This is a genomic window from Hymenobacter amundsenii, from assembly GCF_002204745.1.
In the GTDB taxonomy this organism is placed as follows: Bacteria; Bacteroidota; Bacteroidia; order Cytophagales; family Hymenobacteraceae; genus Hymenobacter; species Hymenobacter amundsenii.
The window spans coordinates 74672-95818 of record NZ_NIRR01000012.1 but is presented as its reverse complement, the minus strand read 5'-3'; the positions used below and the strand labels follow the sequence as shown (position 1 = coordinate 95818).

Annotated in this window: 17 protein-coding genes; 12 read left to right on the top strand and 5 right to left on the bottom strand. The window is 59.1% G+C overall.

All coding sequences use genetic code 11. The features are described 5' to 3' along the window. The first annotated feature begins 290 nt into the window (after window positions 1-290). From mutL to CDA63_RS09460, 3 genes are all read left to right on the top strand, one after another. A complete protein-coding gene (gene mutL, locus CDA63_RS09470) occupies window positions 291-2366 on the top strand; it encodes a DNA mismatch repair endonuclease MutL (protein ID WP_088464212.1) in 2076 nt (691 codons plus the stop codon). Window positions 2367-2507: 141 nt separating this feature from the next. Further along, window positions 2508-3293 carry a rhomboid family intramembrane serine protease gene (locus tag CDA63_RS09465; RefSeq protein WP_088464211.1) on the top strand — a complete coding sequence of 262 codons (786 nt, stop codon included), beginning with the start codon at window positions 2508-2510 and terminating at the stop codon, window positions 3291-3293. 119 nt (window positions 3294-3412) lie between these two features. Beyond that, a complete protein-coding gene (locus tag CDA63_RS09460) occupies window positions 3413-4327 on the top strand; it encodes a rhomboid family intramembrane serine protease (protein WP_088464210.1) in 915 nt (304 codons plus the stop codon). 242 nt (window positions 4328-4569) lie between these two features. On the opposite strand, the gene mdh is transcribed toward CDA63_RS09460, so the two are convergent. Both mdh and tilS read right to left on the bottom strand, forming a co-directional pair. Beyond that, window positions 4570-5511 (bottom strand): malate dehydrogenase, encoded by a 942-nt coding sequence (mdh, locus tag CDA63_RS09455; RefSeq protein ID WP_088464209.1) that lies wholly within the window; start codon window positions 5509-5511, stop codon window positions 4570-4572. Window positions 5512-5804: 293 nt separating this feature from the next. Beyond that, window positions 5805-7133, bottom strand: a complete 1329-nt coding sequence (gene tilS / locus CDA63_RS09450) for a tRNA lysidine(34) synthetase TilS (RefSeq protein WP_088464208.1) — start codon at window positions 7131-7133, stop codon at window positions 5805-5807. A 272-nt stretch (window positions 7134-7405) separates the two neighbouring features. On the opposite strand from tilS, the gene CDA63_RS09445 reads away from it, so the two are divergent. The 9 genes from CDA63_RS09445 (at window position 7406) to CDA63_RS09405 (ending at window position 16626) form a co-directional block, all read left to right on the top strand. Further along, the gene (locus CDA63_RS09445; protein WP_165768251.1) at window positions 7406-9055 is read left to right on the top strand and encodes an OstA-like protein; all 1650 of its coding nucleotides are present in this window, start codon (window positions 7406-7408) and stop codon (window positions 9053-9055) included. A 198-nt stretch (window positions 9056-9253) separates the two neighbouring features. Next, the gene (locus tag CDA63_RS09440; RefSeq protein WP_088464206.1) at window positions 9254-10081 is read left to right on the top strand and encodes an outer membrane protein assembly factor BamD; all 828 of its coding nucleotides are present in this window, start codon (window positions 9254-9256) and stop codon (window positions 10079-10081) included. Between the two features lie 76 nt (window positions 10082-10157). Further along, window positions 10158-10490, top strand: coding sequence for a DNA-directed RNA polymerase subunit omega (locus CDA63_RS09435; RefSeq protein ID WP_088464205.1), 333 nt, complete (start codon window positions 10158-10160; stop codon window positions 10488-10490). 368 nt (window positions 10491-10858) lie between these two features. Beyond that, window positions 10859-11422: a flavoprotein gene (locus tag CDA63_RS21745; RefSeq protein ID WP_088464204.1), complete on the top strand. Its 564-nt coding sequence runs from the start codon at window positions 10859-10861 to the stop codon at window positions 11420-11422. 76 nt (window positions 11423-11498) lie between these two features. Then, window positions 11499-12152 (top strand): phosphopantothenoylcysteine decarboxylase domain-containing protein, encoded by a 654-nt coding sequence (locus tag CDA63_RS21740; RefSeq protein ID WP_088464203.1) that lies wholly within the window; start codon window positions 11499-11501, stop codon window positions 12150-12152. Next, window positions 12145-13062 (top strand): type IX secretion system protein PorD, encoded by a 918-nt coding sequence (porD, locus tag CDA63_RS09420; RefSeq protein ID WP_088464202.1) that lies wholly within the window; start codon window positions 12145-12147, stop codon window positions 13060-13062. Before CDA63_RS21740 ends, porD begins: the two co-directional genes overlap by 8 nt. Before the next feature lie 212 nt (window positions 13063-13274). Further along, complete coding sequence (gene recN, locus CDA63_RS09415; protein ID WP_088464220.1) at window positions 13275-14948, top strand: DNA repair protein RecN; 1674 nt, start codon at window positions 13275-13277, stop codon at window positions 14946-14948. A gap of 142 nt (window positions 14949-15090) precedes the next feature. After that, the gene (locus CDA63_RS09410) at window positions 15091-15909 is read left to right on the top strand and encodes an enoyl-ACP reductase FabI (protein WP_088464201.1); all 819 of its coding nucleotides are present in this window, start codon (window positions 15091-15093) and stop codon (window positions 15907-15909) included. Window positions 15910-16161: 252 nt separating this feature from the next. Beyond that, the gene (locus tag CDA63_RS09405) at window positions 16162-16626 is read left to right on the top strand and encodes a nucleotidyltransferase (RefSeq protein ID WP_088464200.1); all 465 of its coding nucleotides are present in this window, start codon (window positions 16162-16164) and stop codon (window positions 16624-16626) included. Window positions 16627-16672: 46 nt separating this feature from the next. Here the strand turns inward: CDA63_RS09405 and CDA63_RS09400 are convergent, their stop codons facing one another. The 3 genes from CDA63_RS09400 to CDA63_RS09390 form a co-directional block, all read right to left on the bottom strand. Continuing rightward, window positions 16673-17668: a hypothetical protein gene (locus CDA63_RS09400; protein WP_088464199.1), complete on the bottom strand. Its 996-nt coding sequence runs from the start codon at window positions 17666-17668 to the stop codon at window positions 16673-16675. 338 nt (window positions 17669-18006) lie between these two features. After that, entirely contained in the window at window positions 18007-19077 is a 1071-nt protein-coding gene (locus CDA63_RS09395; protein ID WP_088464198.1) for an SDR family oxidoreductase, read from the bottom strand. A 118-nt stretch (window positions 19078-19195) separates the two neighbouring features. Further along, the gene (locus tag CDA63_RS09390) at window positions 19196-21007 is read right to left on the bottom strand and encodes an ABC transporter ATP-binding protein (RefSeq protein ID WP_088464197.1); all 1812 of its coding nucleotides are present in this window, start codon (window positions 21005-21007) and stop codon (window positions 19196-19198) included. Window positions 21008-21147 lie beyond the last annotated feature (140 nt).

Sequence of the window (21147 nt, the reverse complement as noted above, 5' to 3'; positions counted from 1 at the left end):
AAATTCCCGACGCCGGTTGTTATCAGGCCGATAGCACCGGAAATTTTGGTGGTTCGGCCAACGTATTTTGTTGATTTTACCGCCGAGTCTGGGTTGACTTGGTACTGGTTGAAAATGGAATAGAAGTGGAAAAGTCCATTGTACTAAGCGGAGGCGGAGCTAGCACCAACCCAACGCCACTGCCCTATAAACCCATCGGCTGGCTGGCACGGCAACGGGGCAACCCAGGTGCTTTATTGCTGCTCCGCACGATGGCCTTTTCGTAACGTATAGACAGATTACCTCAAAGAATGGCTGATATCATCCAACTGCTACCCGAGTACCTGGCCAACCAGATTGCCGCCGGCGAAGTGGTGCAGCGCCCGGCTTCGGCCGTAAAGGAGCTGCTCGAAAATGCCGTCGATGCCGGCGCCACGCAGGTGCAGCTCATCGTGAAGGAGGCCGGCAAGCAGCTCGTGCAGGTAGTGGACGACGGGGCTGGCATGAGCCCCACCGATGCCCGCATGAGCTTGGAGCGCCACGCCACGAGTAAAATCCGCACGACCGAGGACCTGTTCCGCATCCGTACGCTGGGTTTCCGGGGCGAGGCGCTGGCTTCTATTGCGGCCGTAGCCCAGGTGGAACTGCGCACCAAAACCCGCGACCAGGACACCGGCACGCTGCTGCTGGTGGAGGGCTCGCAGATTACCAGCCAGCAGCCCGTAGCCTGCCCCGATGGCACGAGCATCAGCATGAAAAACCTGTTTTTCAATGTGCCGGCGCGCCGCAACTTCCTCAAGAGCAATGCGGTAGAAATGCGCCATATTCTCGACGAGTTTCAGCACGTGGCGCTGGCGAATCCGCAGATTTCGTTTTCGCTGTTTCAAAACGACCTGGAGGTGTTCAACCTGCCGGCCGGTAAGCTCGGGCAGCGCATTGTGGCGTTGCTCGGCAACGGCTATAAGGAGCAGTTGGCCCAAGTAGAGGAGGAAACACCGTTTCTGACCGTGCGCGGCTTCATTGGCAAGCCCGAGTCGGCCAAGAAAAGCCGGGGCGACCAGTTTTTCTTCGTCAACAACCGCTTTATCCGCTCGGCCTACCTCAACCACGCCGTGCTGACGGCCTACGAGGGCCTGCTGCCCAAAGACACCCACCCGTTCTACGTGCTGTTTCTGGAGCTCGACCCCAAGAGCATCGACATCAACGTGCACCCTACCAAAACCGAAATCAAGTTCGAGGATGAGAAGACGGTGTACGCCATTGTGCGCTCGGCCGTGAAGCAGAGCCTGGGGCTGCACAACATGGCACCCTCGCTCGATTTTGCGGGCGATGTGAACTTCGGGGCCATTCAGCCCCTGGGCATGGGGGGCAACGAGCGCCCGCGCTCCGATAGCGCGGGCCGGCCCGATGCGCTGGCTGCCGCGGCCAATGCCGCCAATAACCTCGTGAATCCGCGGCCCAACCGGGGCGGCAGCGCGTTTGAGCGGCCCCTTACGCCCCGGCCCACAGAGGAGGCCAAGCAGGAACTGGAAGCTTTTTACCGCAGCCTGAGCCGGGTGAGCCTGCCCGACGTGGAGCACGAGGCCACCGCCGCCGGCGTGAGCGTACCCAAAGTGCCAATTCTGGAAGCCTTGCCGGCCAACGTGGACCCCGAAACGGGAGAGATGCTCCTGGCCAACGTTGTTGCGCCTGCCTCTACCGCCTCGGCTGAATTGTTGGCAGACCCGATGGACGAAGTGCCGGAGGCAGCCGCGCCGCTAGTGCTGCCTGGCACGGCGGCCACGGCCTCGCCCGAGCTGCCGCTACGCGAGTCGAGCACCGGGCCGGGCAACAAGGTGTTGCAGCTGCACCAGCAGTTTCTGCTGGTGCCCGTGAAGTCGGGCATGATGCTGATTGATCAGGTAGCGGCTCGGGAGCGGATTCTCTACGAACAGTATACCCAGGCCCTGGAGCGCGACGTGAGTGCCTCCCAGACGCTGCTGTTTCCGCGTACCATCACCTTCACGCCCCAGGATTTTGCCATTCTGCGCGAAGTGGAAGAGGCGTTGCGAGCCCTGGGCTTCCGGTTCACCGATTTCGGCCGCCACACCATTGCCGTGGAGGGCATCCCGGCCGATGTGCCCGCCCGCGACGAGAAGGAGCTGTTGGAAGGTCTCATCGAGCAGTTCCGCAACGGCGGCCCCGTAAAGCTCGACCGCCGCGAGCAGATGGCCCGGGCCCTGGCCCGCCGGGTGGCCACCAGCGCCGCCGGGGCCCGCCTCTCGGAGCGCGAAATGACAACCATCGTCGATAAGCTTTTCGCCTGTTCCGTGCCTAACTACACGCCCGACGGCCGCCGTACCATTGTAATGCTGGAACTGGGCCAGTTGCGGGAGCTATTTGGGTAGTAGCGCTGTCCTTCGGCGCGCGCTACTTTTCTACTACCTCCCGCCCAAACATCTTTTAACCTGCCGGGCGGTTGTTCGTTTCGTAGTATCATCTTTGAGGGGGCGAAGCAGCGCTTCGCCCCGTATGCTGTTCTTGTTTCTATGTTTCAACTGACCCCGACGGTCCGCAACCTGCTCATCGCCAACGTGGTGATTTTCCTGCTGGCCACCAACCTACCCAACAACCTCAGCTTTCTGGCGCTGTATCCCATTGCCTCGGCCTATTTTCAGCCCTGGCAGTACCTGAGTTACATGTTCATGCACGCCGGTATCGGGCACATCTTCTCCAACATGTTTGGCCTGATTGCCTTCGGCCCGTTGCTGGAGCAGCGCTGGGGTGGGCAGCGCTTCCTCACCTTCTGGCTGATCTGCGGTCTCGGCGCGGGCATCCTCTACTCGGGCCTGCGCTACTACGAAATCAAGAACATGCGCCAGGATATCGAAGTGTTCCGCCAGGACCCGTCCGATATCAACCTGCAGGATTTCGTGGACAACAATGCCAAGCCCTACGCCCCGGCCTTCGAGCCCATCGTGCGCCAGCTCCACGCCACGCCCGCCGACCAGAGCCTGATTCAGGGGGTGCTTACCTCGATGGAAGAAGTGTACATGGGCAGTCTCAACGGGCCAATGTTGGGCGCGTCGGGGGCGTTGTTCGGGCTGCTGTTCGCTTTTGCGTACCTGTTCCCGAACACCACGCTCATGATTTTCCCGCTGCCCATTCCCATCAAGGCCAAATACTTTGTGCCGCTTTACGGGCTCTACGAGCTGTACGGTGGTATTCATCAGGCCCCCGGCGACAACGTGGCTCACTTTGCGCACTTGGCCGGGCTGGCCGTGGGTTTCGTACTGGTTATGCTCTGGGAACGGAACCGAACCCAGTTTTATTAATTCGTTGTCTGCTTCCTGCCGCTTGGCTTCCGTCGGCCAGGTTAGTTTGTTTTGATGAGCCAGTCGAACTACGGAAACCCCGCAACGGAAAGCGAGTAACCAAAAACGAATCAGCCCCCATGAGTGTTTTCCATGATATTCGCACGGCCTTCAGCCGCCGCGACAATGCCCTCAACCAGCTGCTGTTAATCAACGTGCTGGTGTTCGTGTTTCTGGTGCTCACCGAAGCTATAATGAAGCTCACGGGCACCTACGGACAGTATTATCCCAACGTCATCCGGCAGTTCGTGCTACCCTCCGATCTGCCGTCGCTGCTGCGCCACCCCTGGACTATCCTGACCTACGCCTTCACCCACGAAGGCTTCCTACATATTCTGTTCAACCTGCTGAACCTGTACTTTTTCGGGGCTTTGGTCCGGGAGTACCTCGGCGACCGGCGGCTGGTGAGCGTGTACGTGCTGGGCGCATTGGCGGGGGCAGTCGCGTTCCTGCTGGCTTTCAACCTGATTCCGGCCCTGCGACCCAGCTTAGGCATCCCGCTGATTGGGGCGTCGGCGGGCGTTACAGCCGTTATTATGGCCGCCGCCACGCTTATGCCCGAGTACCAGTTCAGCCTGATTCTACTGGGTCCGGTGCGCATCAAATACATTGCCGCCGTGGTTATTCTGCTTTCCGTACTGGCCATCAACCAGGGCAACCCTGGGGGCGGACTGGCTCATATTGGCGGGGCCTTGCTGGGCTTTGTATTCATTCGCCAGCTCCAGGCGGGCCGCGACCTGGGCCGCCCCGTGCAAGCGGTCGGCGACTGGGTGGGTCGGCTATTCTCGGGCCGCCCCAACCTGCGCGTTACGCACCGGGGTGCTTCCTCTACAGCCTCTGCTGCGGCCCCAACCGCTACGGCCAGCCGCAAAAGCACCCCCGCCAAGCCTGGCGAAGACGAAATCGACCTTATCCTCGACAAGATTTCCCACTCCGGCTACGAAAGCCTCTCCAAGGAAGAAAAGCAGAAGCTGTTCAAAGCCAGCCAGCAATAAATCACACATGTTACAGATGGTGCAGATAACACTGATTCGTTCTGGAAGCTACTTTGTATTGATTGGTTGTGCTGTTATTGATTTTCGGGCTGATGCAAGCACAAGAGTTTGCAAGTAGCTATATGGCCCACACTGGAAAAGCCAAACGCGCCCTGCACAATGCAGGGCGGCCGTTTGGCTTTTTGGAGTTCTAGAATGAAACTGAACAGCTAAAGGCTGTCACCTAATCACGCCACAAAAAACTAGGCGTTGGCCTGGTTCATCTTGTCGAGGGCGTCCATTACTTCCTGCACGTGGCCGCGCGAAGTTTCGAGCAGGGCCTTCTCGTCGTCGTTGAGTTGCAACTCAATTACTTTCTCGATGCCGTTTTTGCCCAGGATAACGGGTGCGCCGAGGTAAACGCCGTCCATGCCGTACTCGCCTTCCAGCTTTACGCACACGGGGAACACGCGGCGCTGGTCGCGCACGATGGCCTCCACCATTTGCGCGGCGGCCGCGCCGGGCGCGTACCAGGCCGACGTGCCCATCAGTTTCACCAGCTCACCGCCGCCTACGGCCGTGCGATGCACGATGGCGTCCAACTCCTCTTTACCGATGAGTTCGGTTACGGGAATACCGCCTACAGTCGTGTAACGGGGCAAGGGCACCATGGTGTCGCCGTGGCCACCCATCAGGACTGCCTGAATGTCTTTAGGGCTTACGTTGAGGGCCTCGGCCAGGAAGGCACGGTAGCGGGCCGTGTCGAGGATGCCGGCCATGCCGAACACCTTGGTGCGGGATAGACCAGAGGTGAGGTGGGCCTGGTAAGTCATGACGTCGAGCGGGTTGCTGACGATGATGATGATGGCGTTGGGGGAGTATTTTACCACCTGCTCGGTCACCGATTTCACGATGCCGGCGTTGGTCGAAATCAGGTCGTCGCGGCTCATGCCGGGCTTGCGGGGTAGGCCCGAGGTGATTACCACCACGTCCGAATCGGCGGTGCGGCTGTAGTCGCCGGTTACGCCTACGGTGCGGGAATCGTAACCAATAACGGGGGCTTTCTGCCAGATATCGAGGGCTTTGCCTTCAGCGAAGCCTTCTTTGATGTCAACCAGTACAATCTCGTTGGCAATTTCGCGGGTGGCCAGTACATCGGCGCAGGTCGCGCCTACATTGCCGGCTCCAACTACGGTAACTTTCATTGAGTGGTGGAATTTGGGTGTGAATTATTGGGATGCGTAAAGCTACGGCTTAGAGTTTAGAAGTGAGGCAGCAGAGGGGAGAAGTTGAAATAGGACCTCAATTTGAGCGACGCGTCTCTAAAAGAAGCACGTCATTCTGAGCGAAGGCGCAGCCGCAGTCGAAGAATCTCTAACGCTTCGTTGCAGCCAATAGGGTTACCATTGCGGTAGAGATTCTTCGACTGCGGCTGCGCCTTCGCTCAGAATGATGTTCCTTTTCTCACTTCTCACTTCTCACTTCTCACTTCCCCACCCTACATCCGCCGCACCACCAGCACCCGCTCCGTTTCTGCTGTCACCTTATACCGGTCGTCGGGGCGCATACCGATAACCCAGGCGATTTTGCCGTCGGCCGATACCAGCACCTGCACGTTGTCTTTGAGATTGAGGGGTACTTTTTGGTCGATGAGGAAGTCGCTCAGCTTCTTCTTACCCTTCATCCCGATGGGCATGAACCAGTCGCCCTCCTGCCAGGCGCGCACCGTGAGCGGGAACTTGAGCGCGTCGGCATCCAGAGCGGCCACGGCTTTACCCCGGGGCGGCTCGTAGCCTTCGGGCACTTCGAGCAGCTCGGTGCGCAGGTGCAGGCCATCTATTTTGAGGGCTTCCTGACCGGCTTGGAGCTGGTGGGTGCCGAACTGGCTGAGCCGGCGCGGCGTGATGACGAGTTGCTCCCGGTCCTTGACCATCAGGTGCGTGGCCGACTCGAAGCGGCGGCCCGGCTCGGCCCCGAAGCTCTGCACAATGTCCTTGGTCACCACGTAGGAGAAGCCGAAAGGCCGCAGTAGCTCGTGCAGGACCAGGGTGGTAGCGGCCGTTTTTTGCAGCAGCCGGATATCGAGGTAGGTGGCTTCGGGTTCGGTACGCTGGGCTTGGGCGGCGGTATCGGCCACGTAGCGGCGCACGATTTCCTCGGCCGCACCCACCCGCTCGGCCGTGATGCTCATGGTATGGTCGAGGTTGGGGTTGATGTCGCGGAGCACCGGCAGTACCTCCAGGCGCAGGCGGTTGCGCTGGTACACCGGCGAGTCGTTGCTGGCATCCTCGCGCCAGATGAGGCGGTTTTCCACCACGTAATCGAACAAATCGGGCTTGCTCACGCCCAGCAGCGGCCGCACCAAGTGGCCGGTTTTGGGCCGGATGCCGTGCAGTCCGGCCAGCCCGGTGCCGTGAGTGAGATTGAGCAGCATGGTTTCGGCCGTGTCGCGCTGGTGGTGGGCCGTGGCGATGTAGGCGTATTTCTGCTGGGCCCGCACCCGCTCGAACCACTCGTAGCGCAGCGCCCGGGCCGCCATCTGGGTCGAAATGCCTTCCTGCTCGGCGAACTTTTTGGTCTGGAAGAACTCGGCGAAGTAGGACACCTTGTACTGCTGGGCCAGCTTGCGCACGAACTCCTCATCGGCATCGGCCTCCTCGCCGCGCAGCCCAAAGTGGCAGTGAGCCACCGCAAACGGTTGCTCCAGCCGGTGCAGCACGTCGGCCAGCACCACCGAGTCGAGGCCGCCGCTGACGGCGACCAGCAGGGTGTCGGTGGGGGAGAAGAGGGCTTGTTCCTGAATGAAGGATTGAATTCGGTCGAGCATGGAGTCGGTAACTAGAAGGCTAAAAACTAGTTTCCCTCCTTGGAAAGGAGGGGCTAGGGGTGGTTGATGCTGGCAGCACGATTTGGCAGGGCTGTTCGGGGGTAACTGTTCAACGTCAGTCAACCACCCCTAGCCCACGCCGCTTGATGCGCGGAATCTTCCAAGGAAGGGAACTAGTTTTTAGCCCTAGTTCGAAAGTTCCAGCCACGGCCAATCGTACTATTCCACAAAGAAACGCGTTAGCAGCACCTCTTCCGTACCTTTGCGCCGAAATGTCGCTTTCCAAGTCTGTTTTTCTCTTTTTTCTGCTTTTGCTGCCGGCCTTGAGCCGCGCCCAGCAACGTCCGGCCACCACACCCCCCAAAGGCCAGCCAATCGAGCTGATTACGGCCAACGCGCTGGAGGGCGGCACATTCAACGGCATCGAAATCCGTAAGCTGCTGGGCAACGTGAGCCTGCGCCAGGGTACCACGCTGCTCTACGCCGACTCGATGTACCAATACCTGGAGCGCAACGCCATTGAGGCGTTCAGCAACGTGCGCATTATCCAGAACGATACCATCACGATTACCGGCGACCGGGGCACTTACGACGGCGACACCCGCAAGGCCCGCATGACGGGCAACGTAACCCTGCGCGACCCGCGCATGACGCTCACCACCCAGCTACTCGATTACAACCTGGCCAACAACTTGGCCTATTATAGCACCGGCGGCCACCTCCAGGACCCTAAAAACACGCTCGACAGCCAGTTCGGCTACTACAACACCGTGAGCAAGGTATTTAGCTTCAAGCGCAACGTAAAGCTGCTGACGCCCGAAAACACCATCAACACCGACACGCTGCAATACAACACCATCAGCAAGGTGGCCTACTTCTTTGGCCCCACCCGCATCAAGGGCAAGGATAAAACGTTGTACGCCGAAAACGGCACCTATAACACGGCTACCAAAGTGGCCAACTTCGGCCGCAACGCTAAAATCGAAACGCCCAACTACCTGCTCGGCGGCGACCAGCTATTTTATAACGAGCTGACGGAGTACGGTGTGGCTACGGGCAAGGTGTCGATGATTTCCAAGAAGGATAACCTCGAAATTCGGGGCGACGTGGGGCGCTACTGGCGGGCCCAGGGCCGCGCCAAAGTGTACGGCGGCCGGCCGGTGATGCGCAACATCAATGGCCAGGACACGCTCTATCTGGCCGCCGACACGCTGGTGAGCATCGAGGGTCGGCCCCCGCTTAATAAGGCGGGCGTCATCTACGCCTACCCCCAGGCCCGCATCTTCCGCTCCGACTTGCAGGGCCGGGCCGACTCGCTGACCTACGACCGCCAAGATTCCATCATCTACCTCAGCCACGACCCGGTGCTGTGGAACAAGAACAACCAGCTCACGGCCGACTCGATGGAAATCCGGCAGCGCCGGGGCAAAGTCGACCAGCTCCGCCTGTTCGGGCATGCCTTCAGCATCGGGCAAGACACACTGCTCAATTTCAACCAGGTGAAGGGCCGCACCATGATTGCCTACTTCGGGGAGAAGGCGATAAAAAAAATTGATGTGCTTGGCAACGCCGAGAGCCTTTATTATGCTCTGGAGGGTGACACGGCGGTGTCGGGCGTCAACAGGTCGCTTTCGGCCACCATGGCGCTGCGCTTCGCCGACAGCAAGCTTCAAACCATCAGCCTCATCACTAACCCCGAAGCCAAGTTCATTCCGCCCAACGAGCTTAAAGCTGAGGAAGCCCGACTCAAGGATTTCCGGTGGCGGCCCGAAGACCGGCCCACCCGCCGCCAAACCCTAGGCAAACATTTCCCGCTTCCGATCAAACCCAAGAAGAAAGCCGCTCCGGCTCCCAAAAAGACTACCACCACCAAAAAAGCCGCGTCGGCCAAGAAGCCCGCGGCCAAGTCAACCCGAAAATGAGTTGGCACTTAGCTTGAAGAACGTCATGCTTCATCCGGCGTCCGCGAAGGCACAGCCGCAATCGAAGCATCGCTACCGCTTAGTTGTGGCCGACAGGTTTACCCTTGCGGTAGACATACTTCGACTTCGCTCGGCATGACGTTCCTTCAGCTGACAGCCAACCAACCGACAACCGATTATTCGTACCTTTGCGCCCTTATGCTGTCATTCCGTCCTGCTTTCTTCGTTCTGCTGCTTACTACCCTGCTATTCAGCGCCTGCTCCGGCTACCAGAAGCTGCTCAAGAGCACCGATGTGAATAAGAAGTACGAAGCGGCCATCCGTTACTACGAGGAGGGAGACTTCTTCAAGGCCGGTACGCTGCTCGAAGAGTTGATTCCGTTGCTCAAAGGCCGTCCTGAGGCCGAGAAGGCCCAATTCTACTTCGCCAACACCAATTACCGCCAGCGCAACTACACGCTCGGCGCCTACTACTTCAAGAACTTCCACGACACGTACCCCAACTCTCAGTACGCCGAGGAGGCCTACTTCATGCAGGCTAAGTCGCTGTTCAAGGATTCGCCTTCGTTCCAGCTCGACCAGACTAACACGTACACGGCCCTGGAAGTGATTCAGGAGTTTCTGCGCCGCTACCCCGAGAGCAAGTTTCGGGTTGAGACCGAGAGCATGTCGCAGGAGTTGCAGAAGAAGCTGGAGAACAAGGCGTTTCTGGCGGCCAAGCTCTACTACGATTTGCGCTACTACCAGTCGGCCGTAACGGCATTTACCGGCTTCCAGCAAGGATACCCGGCCTCAGCCTACGGCGAGCAGGCGGCCTTTTTGAAGCTGAGCGCCCAATACGATATGGCTAAGGAAAGCGTACCGGAGAAGCAGCAGGAGCGCTACCTGGAAGCCTTGGCCTTCTACCAGACCTTCATTGATAACTTCCCCCAGAGTAAAGACCTCAAGAGTGCCGAGCGTATGTACGACTCGGCCCGCGACGAGGTGGCCAAAATGAAGGCGGCCGCTACGGTCGTGGCCAAGTAACAGCTGTCGGCGGGCCTTACAAACCCGGTGGCTGCTGGCTTATTTTTTTCAATCTGAACCCTTTGATTTTACCCATATGAAGACTCCCAACAGCGTCCCCGCTTCCATCGTGACACGCAACATGACGGATTTTACCAATGAAACCCACAATGTGTACGAGAGCTTGGCCATCATTTCGAAGCGGGCCAACCAGATTTCCGTGAAGCTGAAGGAAGAGCTGAACGGCAAGCTGGCCGAGTTTGCCACGACCGTCGACAACCTCGAAGAAGTGTTTGAAAACCGCGAGCAAATCGAAATTTCCAAGCATTACGAGCGGCTACCCAAGCCCACCAACCTCGCCGTAGAAGAATTCCTGGAGGGTAAAATCTACTTCAGTATGCCCGAGCAGGAAGCCGAAAAGGAGGCGTAACCACCGGCATTGCCCACTATTGGCCTCCCCGTTGCCTGCCCCGTCTGCCGGAGCATTGGGCGGCGGGGAGGCTTTGGCATGTAGGGCCAGGGGAGGCCCTACGCCCCAGAGGTTTGCCGGGGGGCAGTTTTATATTCGGGCCGCTCCATAGCTCGGTGCCCCAGCCCTGCATCATTCAAGCCGTTGAAGCTGTTTAGAAAGTCGCCGGAATCAATCAGCACGTCATGCTTCATCTAGCGTCCGCGCAGCCGAAGCATCTCTACCGCTTTGTTGAACGACTGCTACGAAGCGGTAGAGATGCTTCGGCAAGCGGATGCCAGAGCAAGCATGACGTTCATCTGACTTTCTAAACAGCTTCATTCTATAATATGCCCGATACGCTGCATGGTCGCAAAATATTGCTGGGAGTGAGTGGGAGTATTGCCGCCTATAAATCGGCCCTGGTGGTGCGGCTGCTGGTGAAGGCCGGAGCCGAAGTACGGGTTATTCTGACGCCTGCTGCCGCTGCTTTCGTAACGCCGCTCACGTTGGCCACGCTGTCGAAAAACCCAGTCTTGCAGGGCTTTTTGAAAGATGCGCAGGCTGGCGAGTGGCACAACCACGTGGAGCTGGGCCTCTGGGCCGATGCGTTAGTGGTGGCCCCCGCCTCGGCCAACACCCTGGCCCACCTAGCCGGCGGCTTCTGCGACACACTGCTCGATGCGGTGTACCTCTCGGCCCGTTGCCCTGTGTTTGTGGCTCCGGCCATGGACCTCGACATGTACCAGCACCCGGCTACCCAGGGCAACCTGCGCCGCCTGCGCGAGTACGGCGTCACGGTCTGGGAGTCGCCGGCCGGCGAGTTGGCCAGCGGCCTCAACGGCCCTGGCCGCATGCTGGAGCCTGAAGCCATCATAGCGGAATTGGGTAAGGAATTAAGAATTAAGAACTGATTGCATCCAATTGATAATTGGGAATACAGAAGCCGTGCGGACGGAATTCCCACTTCTCCCTTCTCATTACTCAAGCATGCGCGTCCTCATTACGGCTGGCCCGACTTACGAACCACTTGATCCGGTACGGTTTATCGGCAACCATAGTACCGGCAAAATGGGCTACGCGCTGGCCGAGGCCTTCGCGGCCGAGGGTGCGGTGGTAACACTCGTCAGCGGCCCCACCAACTTGCCCAACCCGACGGACCCGCGCATTACCACTGTGCGGGTGCAGACGGCCGCCGAGATGTTCGCCGCTGCTACTGCCGTCGCGTCGGCGGCCAATGTGTGGGTATTTGCCGCCGCTGTGGCCGACTACCGGCCTGCTGAGGTAGCGACCCAGAAAATCAAGAAGAGCGGCAACACGCTTACCCTGGAGCTGGTAAAAAACGTGGATATTGCCTTCGAACTCGGGAAAACTAAACGGGCCGAACAATTTTCGGTCGGTTTTGCGTTGGAAACCGAGAACGAGCAGGCCCACGCGCTGGGCAAGCTCGAACGCAAAAATTTCGATCTGGTGGTGCTTAATTCCCTGCGCAATGCGGGGGCTGGCTTCCGCCACGATACCAACCAGGTAACCCTGCTTGAACCCGAAGGCCGCGTGACGGCGTTCGGGTTGAAACCTAAAACCGAGGTGGCCCGCGATATTGTGGCCGCCGTGCTCGCCCGCCTAACTCTTCGCCATGCGTAAGCTTTCGTTGTTGCTGCTGCCGTTATTGCTGCTCATTCATCCGGCCCGGGCGCAGGAGTTGCTAGCCGAGGTGAATGTGACCGCGCAGAACGTCACGATTTCTGATCAGCAACTGGTAAAGCAGATGCAGAGCGACATGCAGACGTTCCTGAATGGCCGCGCCTTCACCAACCGCGTGTACCGGCCCGAGGAGAAAATCAACTGTAAATTCTTCGTAGGCATCACGGCCATTCCGCAGAACGGCACCTACCAGGCCACCGTCCGGATTCTGAGCACCCGCCCGGTGTACGGCACTGGCTACGAGAGCAACGTGCTAAGTTTTGCCGACAAGGGCTGGACGTTCAACTATGCTCCCCAGACCCCGCCGCAATACTCCGAGAATACGTTCGTCGGCAACCTTTCCTCGCTGCTGACTTTCTATGCCTACATCATCATCGGCATGGACCAGGACAGCTTCGCGCCCCTGAGCGGCAGCCCCTACTACGACCGAGCCCGCACGGTACTCACCAACGCCGCTTCCCAGAACATCACCAACGAGTCGGACGGCGGCTGGAAAGACGACAACAACGGCAACCGCTACTGGCTGCTCAACAACCTCCAGGACCCCCAGCTGGAAGCCTTCCGCAGCGGCATGTACGCCTACTACCGTAAGGGTATGGACGTGTTCATCACCCAGCCCGACGAGGCCCGCACCAGCATGTTTACCGCGTTGCAGGGGGTGCAGAAAGCCGTGCAGCGCCGCCCCGGTACGCTGTTGGCCCGGGCCTTCTTCACTACCAAAGCCGGTGAGATTTCCAACGTCTTCCGCACCAGCACCGACCAGCAGCTTAAAGCCGATCTGGTTACGCTGCTCACCGATACCGACCCCACCAACTCGTCGAAGTATCAGGCGATTATGCAGCAGCCGTAGCGTGTGAGTGAGCTATCAGCTTGCAATGAACGTCAGCTGATAGCTATCAGCTAAAGGCTAACAGCTTGTTTAGGCTTTATTGCGAAAATAAATAGCATCTGACTAACCGAACTAGTAGCTTTGCTAACGCTGCTAGGTCGGGCCGTTTGAAACGGGGCCGTAGCTGCATCTTAGTAGCCACGGCCGGCGCTCCGGCCTTCACGTTTTTCGGTATGCTGGTTGACTTACGAATTCAGAATTACGCCCTAATTGAGAAACTGGAGATGAAACCTTCGGCCCTGCTCAACATCATTACCGGCGAAACGGGTGCCGGTAAGTCCATTATGCTGGGCGCCATCGGCCTGCTGCTCGGCAACCGCGCCGACTCGCGGATGCTCTTCGACACGAACAAGAAGTGCGTGATTGAGGGGCATTTCGATATTAGTAGCTACCAGCTGCGCGATATTTTTGAGGCCGAGGACCTCGACTACGACCAGCAGTGCATTCTGCGCCGGGAGCTGAGTCCGGCCGGTAAGAGCCGGGCTTTCGTGAACGATACGCCCGTGACGCTGGAAGCTCTGCGCAACATCGGGGCCAACCTCATGGACATTCATTCCCAGCACGATACGCTGCTGCTCGGCGATGCCGTATTTCAGTTGAATCTGCTGGATTTGTACGCCAATCTGGTGCCTGCCCGCACTCAGTACAGCAGCGCCTACCGCCAGTACCGCAAGCTCGAAACCGACCTCTCGGCCCTCGAAAGTCAGGTAGCCCAGGCCAACAAAGAGCTCGACTACCATAGCTTTCTGCTCAATGAGTTGGAAGAAGCCAACCTCGACAATGAGCGCCAGGACGAGCTGGAGCAGGAAGTAAAAGAGCTGGAGCACGCCGAGGAAATCAAGTACAAGCTCACCCACGCCCTGCAAAGCCTGAGCGAGGGCGAATACTGCGCCACCGGCGCCCTGAAAGATGCGGCCGTGCTATTGGGCCAGATTGCGCTTTACTCGGAGCCCGTAAAAGACCTGCGCCACCGCCTCGACAGCTGCCTGATTGAGCTACGCGACATTACCGACGAAATTGAGCAGGTGGAGCGCCGCACCGAGGGCGACCCGGCCCGCATCGACGAGCTGCAGAGCCGCCTCAACGTGCTTTACAGCCTCCAGCGCAAGCACCAGGTGCGCGACGTGGTGGACCTACTGGCCGTCCGCGCCGACCTACGCGACAAGGTCAGCTCGGTGCTCAACCTCGACAAGCAAATTAGCCGTTTGCGCCGCGATGTGGAAGCCACCCTGGCCACGGTGCAGAAGCAGGCGTTGCGCCTCTCGGAAGCCCGCCGCAAAGTATTCCCCAAGTTCGAGAAGGAACTGGCCGCGTTGCTCATGGACCTGGGCATGCCGCATACCCGCATTGTGGTGCGGCATGAGGCCGGTGCCCCCGCCGCCAGCGGCATCGACGAAATCAGCATCCTGTTCACGGCCAACAAAGGCGCCGAACCCCAAACGCTGAGCAAAGCCGCTTCGGGCGGCGAGTTTTCGCGCCTCATGCTGTGCATTAAGTACATGCTGGCCGACAAAACGGCCCTGCCGACGATAGTGTTCGACGAAATTGATACCGGCATCAGCGGGGAAATTGCGCTCAAAGTGGGCCGCATGATGCAGCAAATGGCCAAGAAGCATCAGCTGATTGCCATCAGCCACTTGCCCCAGATGGCCGCTGCCGGCGACGCCCACTATTTCGTGTACAAGGAAGACCGTGCCGACCGCACCGTAAGTCGCATCCGCCAGCTCAGCCAGGAGGAGCGTATCCACGAAATTGCCCAGATGATTTCCGGTGCTAACCCCACATTGCACGCCACCCAGAGCGCCCGCGAGCTACTGGCCTTGCGCGGCGTGGAAATGGCGGGGTAGAGGGCTGGTTTTTAGTTTTTGGTTTTTGGTTGGTGGTAATATTGTAAACTTGGGCTCTCAAACGCGGTCTGGAGTGCTGCTAGCAGCATGCTTTGGAAGATGTTGAGCTGATCAAAAACTAAAAACGATAAACCAAAAACCAATGTCTAACCTGCTCGCGGGCAAAGTCGGTATCATTTCCGGCGCGCTCAATGAAGAATCTATTGCTTGGAAAGTAGCGCTGAAAGCCCACGCCGAAGGTGCCCGTTTCGTGCTCACCAACGCCCCGCTGGCCATGCGCATGGGCGAAATCAACAAGCTCGCCGAGCAGTGCGAGGCCCTGATTATCCCGGCCGATGCTACCTCGATGGAGGATCTGGAAAAGTTGTTTTCGGGGGCTCAAGAGCACCTCGGCGGCAAGCTCGATTTCGTGCTGCACAGCATTGGCATGAGCGCCAATATCCGCAAGGGCAAGCACTACGGCGAACTGAATTACGAATGGTACCAGAAGACGCTCGACGTGTCGGCCCTCTCGTTTCATAAAATGCTGGCCGTAGCCGAAAAGCAGGACGCCTTCAACGAGTGGGGCTCGGCCGTAGCCCTGAGCTACATTGCCGCCCAGCGTGCCTTCCTCGATTACACCGATATGTCGCAGGCCAAGGCTATGCTCGAAAGCATTGCCCGCAGCTACGGCCAGCGCCTCGGCAAACTCAAAAAAGTGCGCGTGAACACCATCTCGCAGTCGCCCACCAAAACCACGGCCGGCACCGGCATCAGCGGTTTCGATGCGTTCTACGAGTACGCCAACCGCCTTTCGCCCCTAGGCAACGCCCCAGCCGAAGCTTGCGCCGACTACGTGGTGAGTCTGTTCTCGGACCTGACCCGCTACGTAACCATGCAGAACCTCATGCACGACGGCGGCTTCAGCACCACTGGTATCTCGGAGGAAATCGTGGAATTGATGTCGAACGCCAAGCAATAATTCGCCTCTCTTTCTGATAAACAGCAACGCCCGGCCAATATGGTCGGGCGTTGCTGTTTTGAGCCGCCCGTCCAAAAGTCGTATCTTCCCTTATGTTTCGTCTAGATCGTACTGCCACCCGCAAAACCACGTTGCACGCCGACCAAGATGCGGAGGACGTGGCTTACTGGCTCACCAAAATGCCTGCTGAGCGTATGGCGGCCGTAGAAATAATACGTCAGATAGGCTTCTCCTTCTCGTACTTCGCCGCTCATGCAAGCCAACCAACTCAGCCCCGACTACAAAGAGTTTGTCGAGTTTTTAAACGCCCGTGGAGTTGAATACTTGGTCGTAGGGGCCTACGCCCTGGCTCGCTACGGCGTCGTACGCAACACCGGCGACATCGATTTCTGGGTAAACCAAACCCCCGAAAATATCGCCCGTTTGTTGCTTGTGCTGGCTGATTTCGGTCTTAACAGCCTCGGCTACAGTGCCTCCGATTTGTTGGAGCCTGATACTGTTATTCAGCTTGGCGTGAGTCCGGTGCGCATTGACTTGTTGACTTCAATTGAGGGAGTTGCATTTGCCGATTGCTATCCAGCCCGCCAGGCCAGTGTGCTGGATGGTGTTCCAGTCGCGGTTATCAGCATCCATGATTTGCGAAAGAATAAAGCAAGCACCGGCCGGGCCAAGGATGCCGAAGACCTACGGCTGCTCAATTTAAAGGAGCAAGCTTAACAGCACTTTACAGTCGAAATAATAGCAACTCTATATCGGCCATTCCCTATCGCCGCCGTAAATACAGCAGCGTCGACTGGCCCGAGGGGCCGTACTTGTCGTTGACCAGGAAATAGCCACGTTTATAAGTGGCTAGGCCTTCCCAGTTGTAGGTCTGGTATTCGGCGGGTAACGTCAGCAGCGGCTTCCACGTTATGCCGTGGCGTTTGTAGCGCAGGCTGATGAGGCGGCTGTAGCTTTGGTAATGGCCAATGCTGTCCTGAATCAGGCGGGCGTTGGGGTCAGGCGGAGCCATGCGGTACACGGTATCGGAGGCGCCATTGAAGAAGTAGTTGATGGCCGTGAGGCGGCGGCCAACGGGCTTTATATCGGTGACCCGGAAGGGCAGCGGGGGCAGCGCCACGAGCCGGGCAGTGCGTTGGCGCAGCGCCAAGGCGTAGTTGGCGCGGGGCAAGTAGTTGTACTCGAACAGCGCCAGCAACTCGCGGTTTCGATAAGCTGCCAGTGCCTCGAAGCCCGCGTTGTAGGCGTGGGTGCCGTCGGGCAGCAGCGGCTTGGGCAGCGGTAGTAGGTAACTGCCGTCGAGTTGAATGACGTTTTGGGCTTCATCCAGTACGCCCCGCACGAGGTAGCAATTCGGGGCTGCCGTAACCGTTTCAATAGAAAAATATAGCGTGTCGCGGAGCAGGGTCAAGCCCTCCAGCCCTTCGTAAATGGCCTTGGCGCTGTCAATCTGAGCCTTGGCTTTGTCGAGGCCTTGGATGGTGTATTTGCGGAAGGGCAGCGCCGCTGTCGAACCGGCCAGCTGCCGGTCGAGGTCGGTAAGGGCCAAGCCGTATACTTTCGCTTCGGCCTGCTCTTGGAGGCGGCTTTCTGAGAGGAGCAGTAACTGGCCGCGGTAGGTGCAGAGCCCGGAGAATTGGTTTTCACGGTTGGCCAACTCGGTGGGAAGCTGGATGGTCCGCGTGAGTGAGGACGTTGGCTGGGCTTGAACAACTGTGATGAGCAGCAGAAGCGAGCAGAAAGTAAAAAGCCAGTTCATAAGCAATAATGCGTGCAAAACAGCAGCTTTGGGCGCGGCTGGTCCGGCGTGGCACAAAGGTAGGTTGACAGCAAGATGGAGTCATACGGCCGGGTGTACGGGGCAGTCAGCAGTAGCAGCGGGCCCGACAACGCGCCGGCCCACAATCCCGCAAGCAGATACCCGCAACTGGCATGGCTATCTGCTATCGGGACTGTGGGCCGGTGCGTTGATGATTTGGTTGCAAATGCTGTACGACGATTGCCGATAGGCCGTGCATCATGCTTACAGGGGGCTATTCGTGCAAATTGGAGCTCAGTTGCGACGTCACCATGGTGCAGTGTTATGCTTCGCCGGCTTTACGGAATCAAACGGTCGGTGCGGAGCTGGGCGAACAGGTCGAAGAACGAGTCCTCGGTGGTCTGGTAGGCCAGGAAGCCGCGCTTGCGGCTGTTGGTCATGTCGGTCATCACCTCAATGGGGCGGCCCAGGTCGAGGTCGGTGTGCCAGGGGGAAGCCAGCCGGCTGAGGTCGGCCTCGGCCAGGTGGTGCCGGTCGGCTATGCCGCGCCACACGGGGGCGTCGGCGCTCATTTCGGTTTCCAATGGATGAATGGTGCCATCAAAACCCACTGCTTCTATCCCAAACCAGGCGGCCAAGCGCGGCCATAGCCAGCTCCAACGGAATACGTCGCCGTTCACGATATTGAAGGCCTCGTTGCGGGCGGTTTCGGCGGTGGCGGCCCAGCGTAGTTGCTGGGCAATGATGCGGGCGTCGGTTACGTCGGAGAGGCCGTTCCACTGGGCTTCTGAGCCGGGCCAGCGGAAGGGGCGGCCGGTTTCGCGGCAGATAGAGGCGTACACGGCCAGCGTGGTACCCAGGTTCATGAGGTTACCCACGGCCTTGCCGATGATGGTGTGGGGCCGGTGAATGCTCCAGGTGAAGCCGTTGCGGGCGGCGGCGGCGTACACTTCGTCTTCCTGGGCGTAGTAAAAGTTGTCGAGCGGCAGGCGGGGCTGCTCCTCGCGCAGGGGCGTGGGCGGTGGGGTGCCCCCGTTCACATAGGCCTCAAACGGCCCCAGATAATGCTTGAGCCCGGTAACCAGTGCCACATGCTGCACCGACTGCTGGGGCGCCAGCACATCGAGCAGATTACGAATCATCAGACTATTGACACGGATGTTTTCGGCCTCGGTTTCCTGGCGCATCCAGGTGGTGATGAACACGTGGGTGGGTGCGAGGCCGGCGAGAGCCGTTTCCAGGCTAGCAGGGTCGAGTAGGTCGGCGGCCACAGGCTGCAGACCGGGTACGTCGTCGGGGCGGGGCGAGCGGGACAGGCCGTAGGTGGGCCAGTCGTGGGCCAGCAACTCGCGGGCCAGGTTGCTGCCGATGATGCCGCTGGCACCGACTACTAAAGCACAGTTATTCATATTTCGGAGTTTGGATTTGTACAGTATGCCCCACCATGTACGCAGTGGGAGGATCTACAACAGCCGACCTTATAAATTGGCCCGCCGAAAAGTCAACCGGCTGTCGCCAGCTTTCGTCTCACCCCGCCGTGTCGCCCACCTCATCCTCGTCATCGACCAGCACGCGGGCCAATTTTTCGATATTGAGGCTGCGGGCCGAAGCGTCGAAGATTTCGCGGTAGGTGCCGCGCAGGTCGTAGAGGTGCTCGTGGGTGCCGCTTTCCACCATGCGGCCCTGCTTCATCACGTAGATGCAGTCGGCGTCCACAATTTGGGCAAGGCTGTGGGAGATGATGACCACCGTGCGGCCCTGCTTGATGGCGTCGAGCGAGTTCTTGATTTGCTCGGTGGCAATGGCGTCGAGCGAGGCGGTGGGCTCGTCGAGGAAGATGATGGGCGGGTCTTTGAGGAACAGCCGGGCAATGGCAATGCGCTGCTGCTGCCCACCCGACAGCTGTTGGGCGTCGCTCTGGTAGCCTTTCGGCAACTCCATGATCTGGTCGTGCAGGTAGGCCTGCCGGGCCGCATGCTTAATCTGGTCGAGCGTGGCATCCATCACGCCGTAGCGGATGTTTTCTTCGATGGTACCCTTGAAAATGTGGTTTTTCTGGAGCACCAGCCCAATTTGCCGGCGCAAGGCGTGGGTGTCGTAATCGGCCAGGGGCTGGCCGTCGAGCAGCATCTGGCCGCGGTCGGGGGCGTAGAATTTGCAGAGCAGGTTGATGATGGTGCTTTTGCCGGCCCCGCTCAGGCCCACTAGGGCGGTGGTTTTGCCGGCCTCAATCGTCAGACAAACGTCGTGCAGCGCCTGGATGCCGCTGGGATACGTGAAATCGACGTTGCAGATATCGAAAGTGCCGCGCAGGTGCGCCGGTTGCAGCGGCCCAGTGGGCTCCACGGCGTTCCGGGCGTCGAGAATTTCGAAGAAGCCCTCGGAATAGGTGAGGGCATCGTTCATCTCATCGTAAATGCGGTGCAACTGCCGGATGGGGGCCGACACGTTGTTGAACAGCAGAATATGGAACATGATGGCCCCAATGGACATCTGCCGGTCGAGCACCAAGTAGGCCGTCAGGATGATGATGAGCACCACGCCGATTTGCTCGGTGAAGGTTTTCAGGCCGTCGTAGCGGAAGCTGGTGCGGCGCGTCTGGAGCTGGGCGGCCTGCAACTCGTCCTGGAGCTGGTTTTGCTTGCTGACCTCATAATCTTCGCGCACAAAGCTTTTAATGACCACCGCCGAATCAATCAGGTTGACTAGGCCCTGGCTGCGGGCCTCGCGCAAACCGCGCAGTGCCCGGCGGGTGCCGTTGAGGCGGTCGGCCTGCCGGAAGCTCAGCCAGAAGTACACCGGCAGCACCGCCACGGCCACCAGCCCCACGTACAGGTTGGCCACGAACATGACCACCAGCGCCACCAGCGAGTTGGCAAACAGCGGCAGAATGTCAATAAAGAAATTCTGCACCAGTTTCATCAGGCTCTCCACGCCCCGGTCAATGCGGGTCTGGAGCTTGCCGGTCTGGTTGCCGTTGTCGGCATAGAAGCCCAGCTGATAGCTCACCACGCGCTGCACAGCCTCATGCATCAGGCGGCCCGACACGCTGATGCGGATTTTCTCGCCGAAGTAGCGCTGCCCGAACTGGATGAAGGTGTTGATGATTTCCTTGCCCAGCAGCACCCCGCTCACCAGCAGCAGTAGGCGCGTGCCCTGGGCCAGGCCTTGGTTGCGGTCGAGCAAATCCTGCACGGTATCCACGGTGTAGCGCAGCACGAAGGGGTTTACTTGAGCCGCCAGCGAGCCAACCAGCGTGAGCAGCAGCGTGGCTATTACCAGGTTGCGGTAGGGCCGCACGTAGGGGTACAGGCGCCGGATAATTTCCCAAAGACTCATCTGATCGGGGTAAGCATGAACCCGATTAGACGCGGGCTGAGGGGCGGGAGTTGCCGGGCGGGAGCTGTTGATTCAGCCGCGCGCCCGATCTTCAGCCGGTTTTCGGGCGCCAGCGCGCTGCAACTCCGACGTTTTTTCGG

What these genes read in the sequence shown, in the direction of transcription:
- CDA63_RS09445 (WP_165768251.1), top strand. Translation starts at nt 7,406, where the DNA reads ATGTCGCTTTCCAAGTCTGTTTTTCTCTTTTTTCTGCTTTTGCTGCCG.
- CDA63_RS09410 (WP_088464201.1), top strand. Translation starts at nt 15,091, where the DNA reads ATGTCTAACCTGCTCGCGGGCAAAGTCGGTATCATTTCCGGCGCGCTC.
- CDA63_RS09405 (WP_088464200.1), top strand. Translation starts at nt 16,162, where the DNA reads ATGCAAGCCAACCAACTCAGCCCCGACTACAAAGAGTTTGTCGAGTTT.
- CDA63_RS09400 (WP_088464199.1), bottom strand. Translation starts at nt 17,668, where the DNA reads ATGAACTGGCTTTTTACTTTCTGCTCGCTTCTGCTGCTCATCACAGTT.
- mdh (WP_088464209.1), bottom strand. Translation starts at nt 5,511, where the DNA reads ATGAAAGTTACCGTAGTTGGAGCCGGCAATGTAGGCGCGACCTGCGCC.
- CDA63_RS09440 (WP_088464206.1), top strand. Translation starts at nt 9,254, where the DNA reads ATGCTGTCATTCCGTCCTGCTTTCTTCGTTCTGCTGCTTACTACCCTG.
- tilS (WP_088464208.1), bottom strand. Translation starts at nt 7,133, where the DNA reads ATGCTCGACCGAATTCAATCCTTCATTCAGGAACAAGCCCTCTTCTCC.
- mutL (WP_088464212.1), top strand. Translation starts at nt 291, where the DNA reads ATGGCTGATATCATCCAACTGCTACCCGAGTACCTGGCCAACCAGATT.
- CDA63_RS09395 (WP_088464198.1), bottom strand. Translation starts at nt 19,077, where the DNA reads ATGAATAACTGTGCTTTAGTAGTCGGTGCCAGCGGCATCATCGGCAGC.
- CDA63_RS09465 (WP_088464211.1), top strand. Translation starts at nt 2,508, where the DNA reads ATGTTTCAACTGACCCCGACGGTCCGCAACCTGCTCATCGCCAACGTG.
- CDA63_RS09460 (WP_088464210.1), top strand. Translation starts at nt 3,413, where the DNA reads ATGAGTGTTTTCCATGATATTCGCACGGCCTTCAGCCGCCGCGACAAT.
- CDA63_RS21740 (WP_088464203.1), top strand. Translation starts at nt 11,499, where the DNA reads ATGCGCGTCCTCATTACGGCTGGCCCGACTTACGAACCACTTGATCCG.
- recN (WP_088464220.1), top strand. Translation starts at nt 13,275, where the DNA reads ATGCTGGTTGACTTACGAATTCAGAATTACGCCCTAATTGAGAAACTG.
- porD (WP_088464202.1), top strand. Translation starts at nt 12,145, where the DNA reads ATGCGTAAGCTTTCGTTGTTGCTGCTGCCGTTATTGCTGCTCATTCAT.
- CDA63_RS21745 (WP_088464204.1), top strand. Translation starts at nt 10,859, where the DNA reads ATGCCCGATACGCTGCATGGTCGCAAAATATTGCTGGGAGTGAGTGGG.
- CDA63_RS09390 (WP_088464197.1), bottom strand. Translation starts at nt 21,007, where the DNA reads ATGAGTCTTTGGGAAATTATCCGGCGCCTGTACCCCTACGTGCGGCCC.
- CDA63_RS09435 (WP_088464205.1), top strand. Translation starts at nt 10,158, where the DNA reads ATGAAGACTCCCAACAGCGTCCCCGCTTCCATCGTGACACGCAACATG.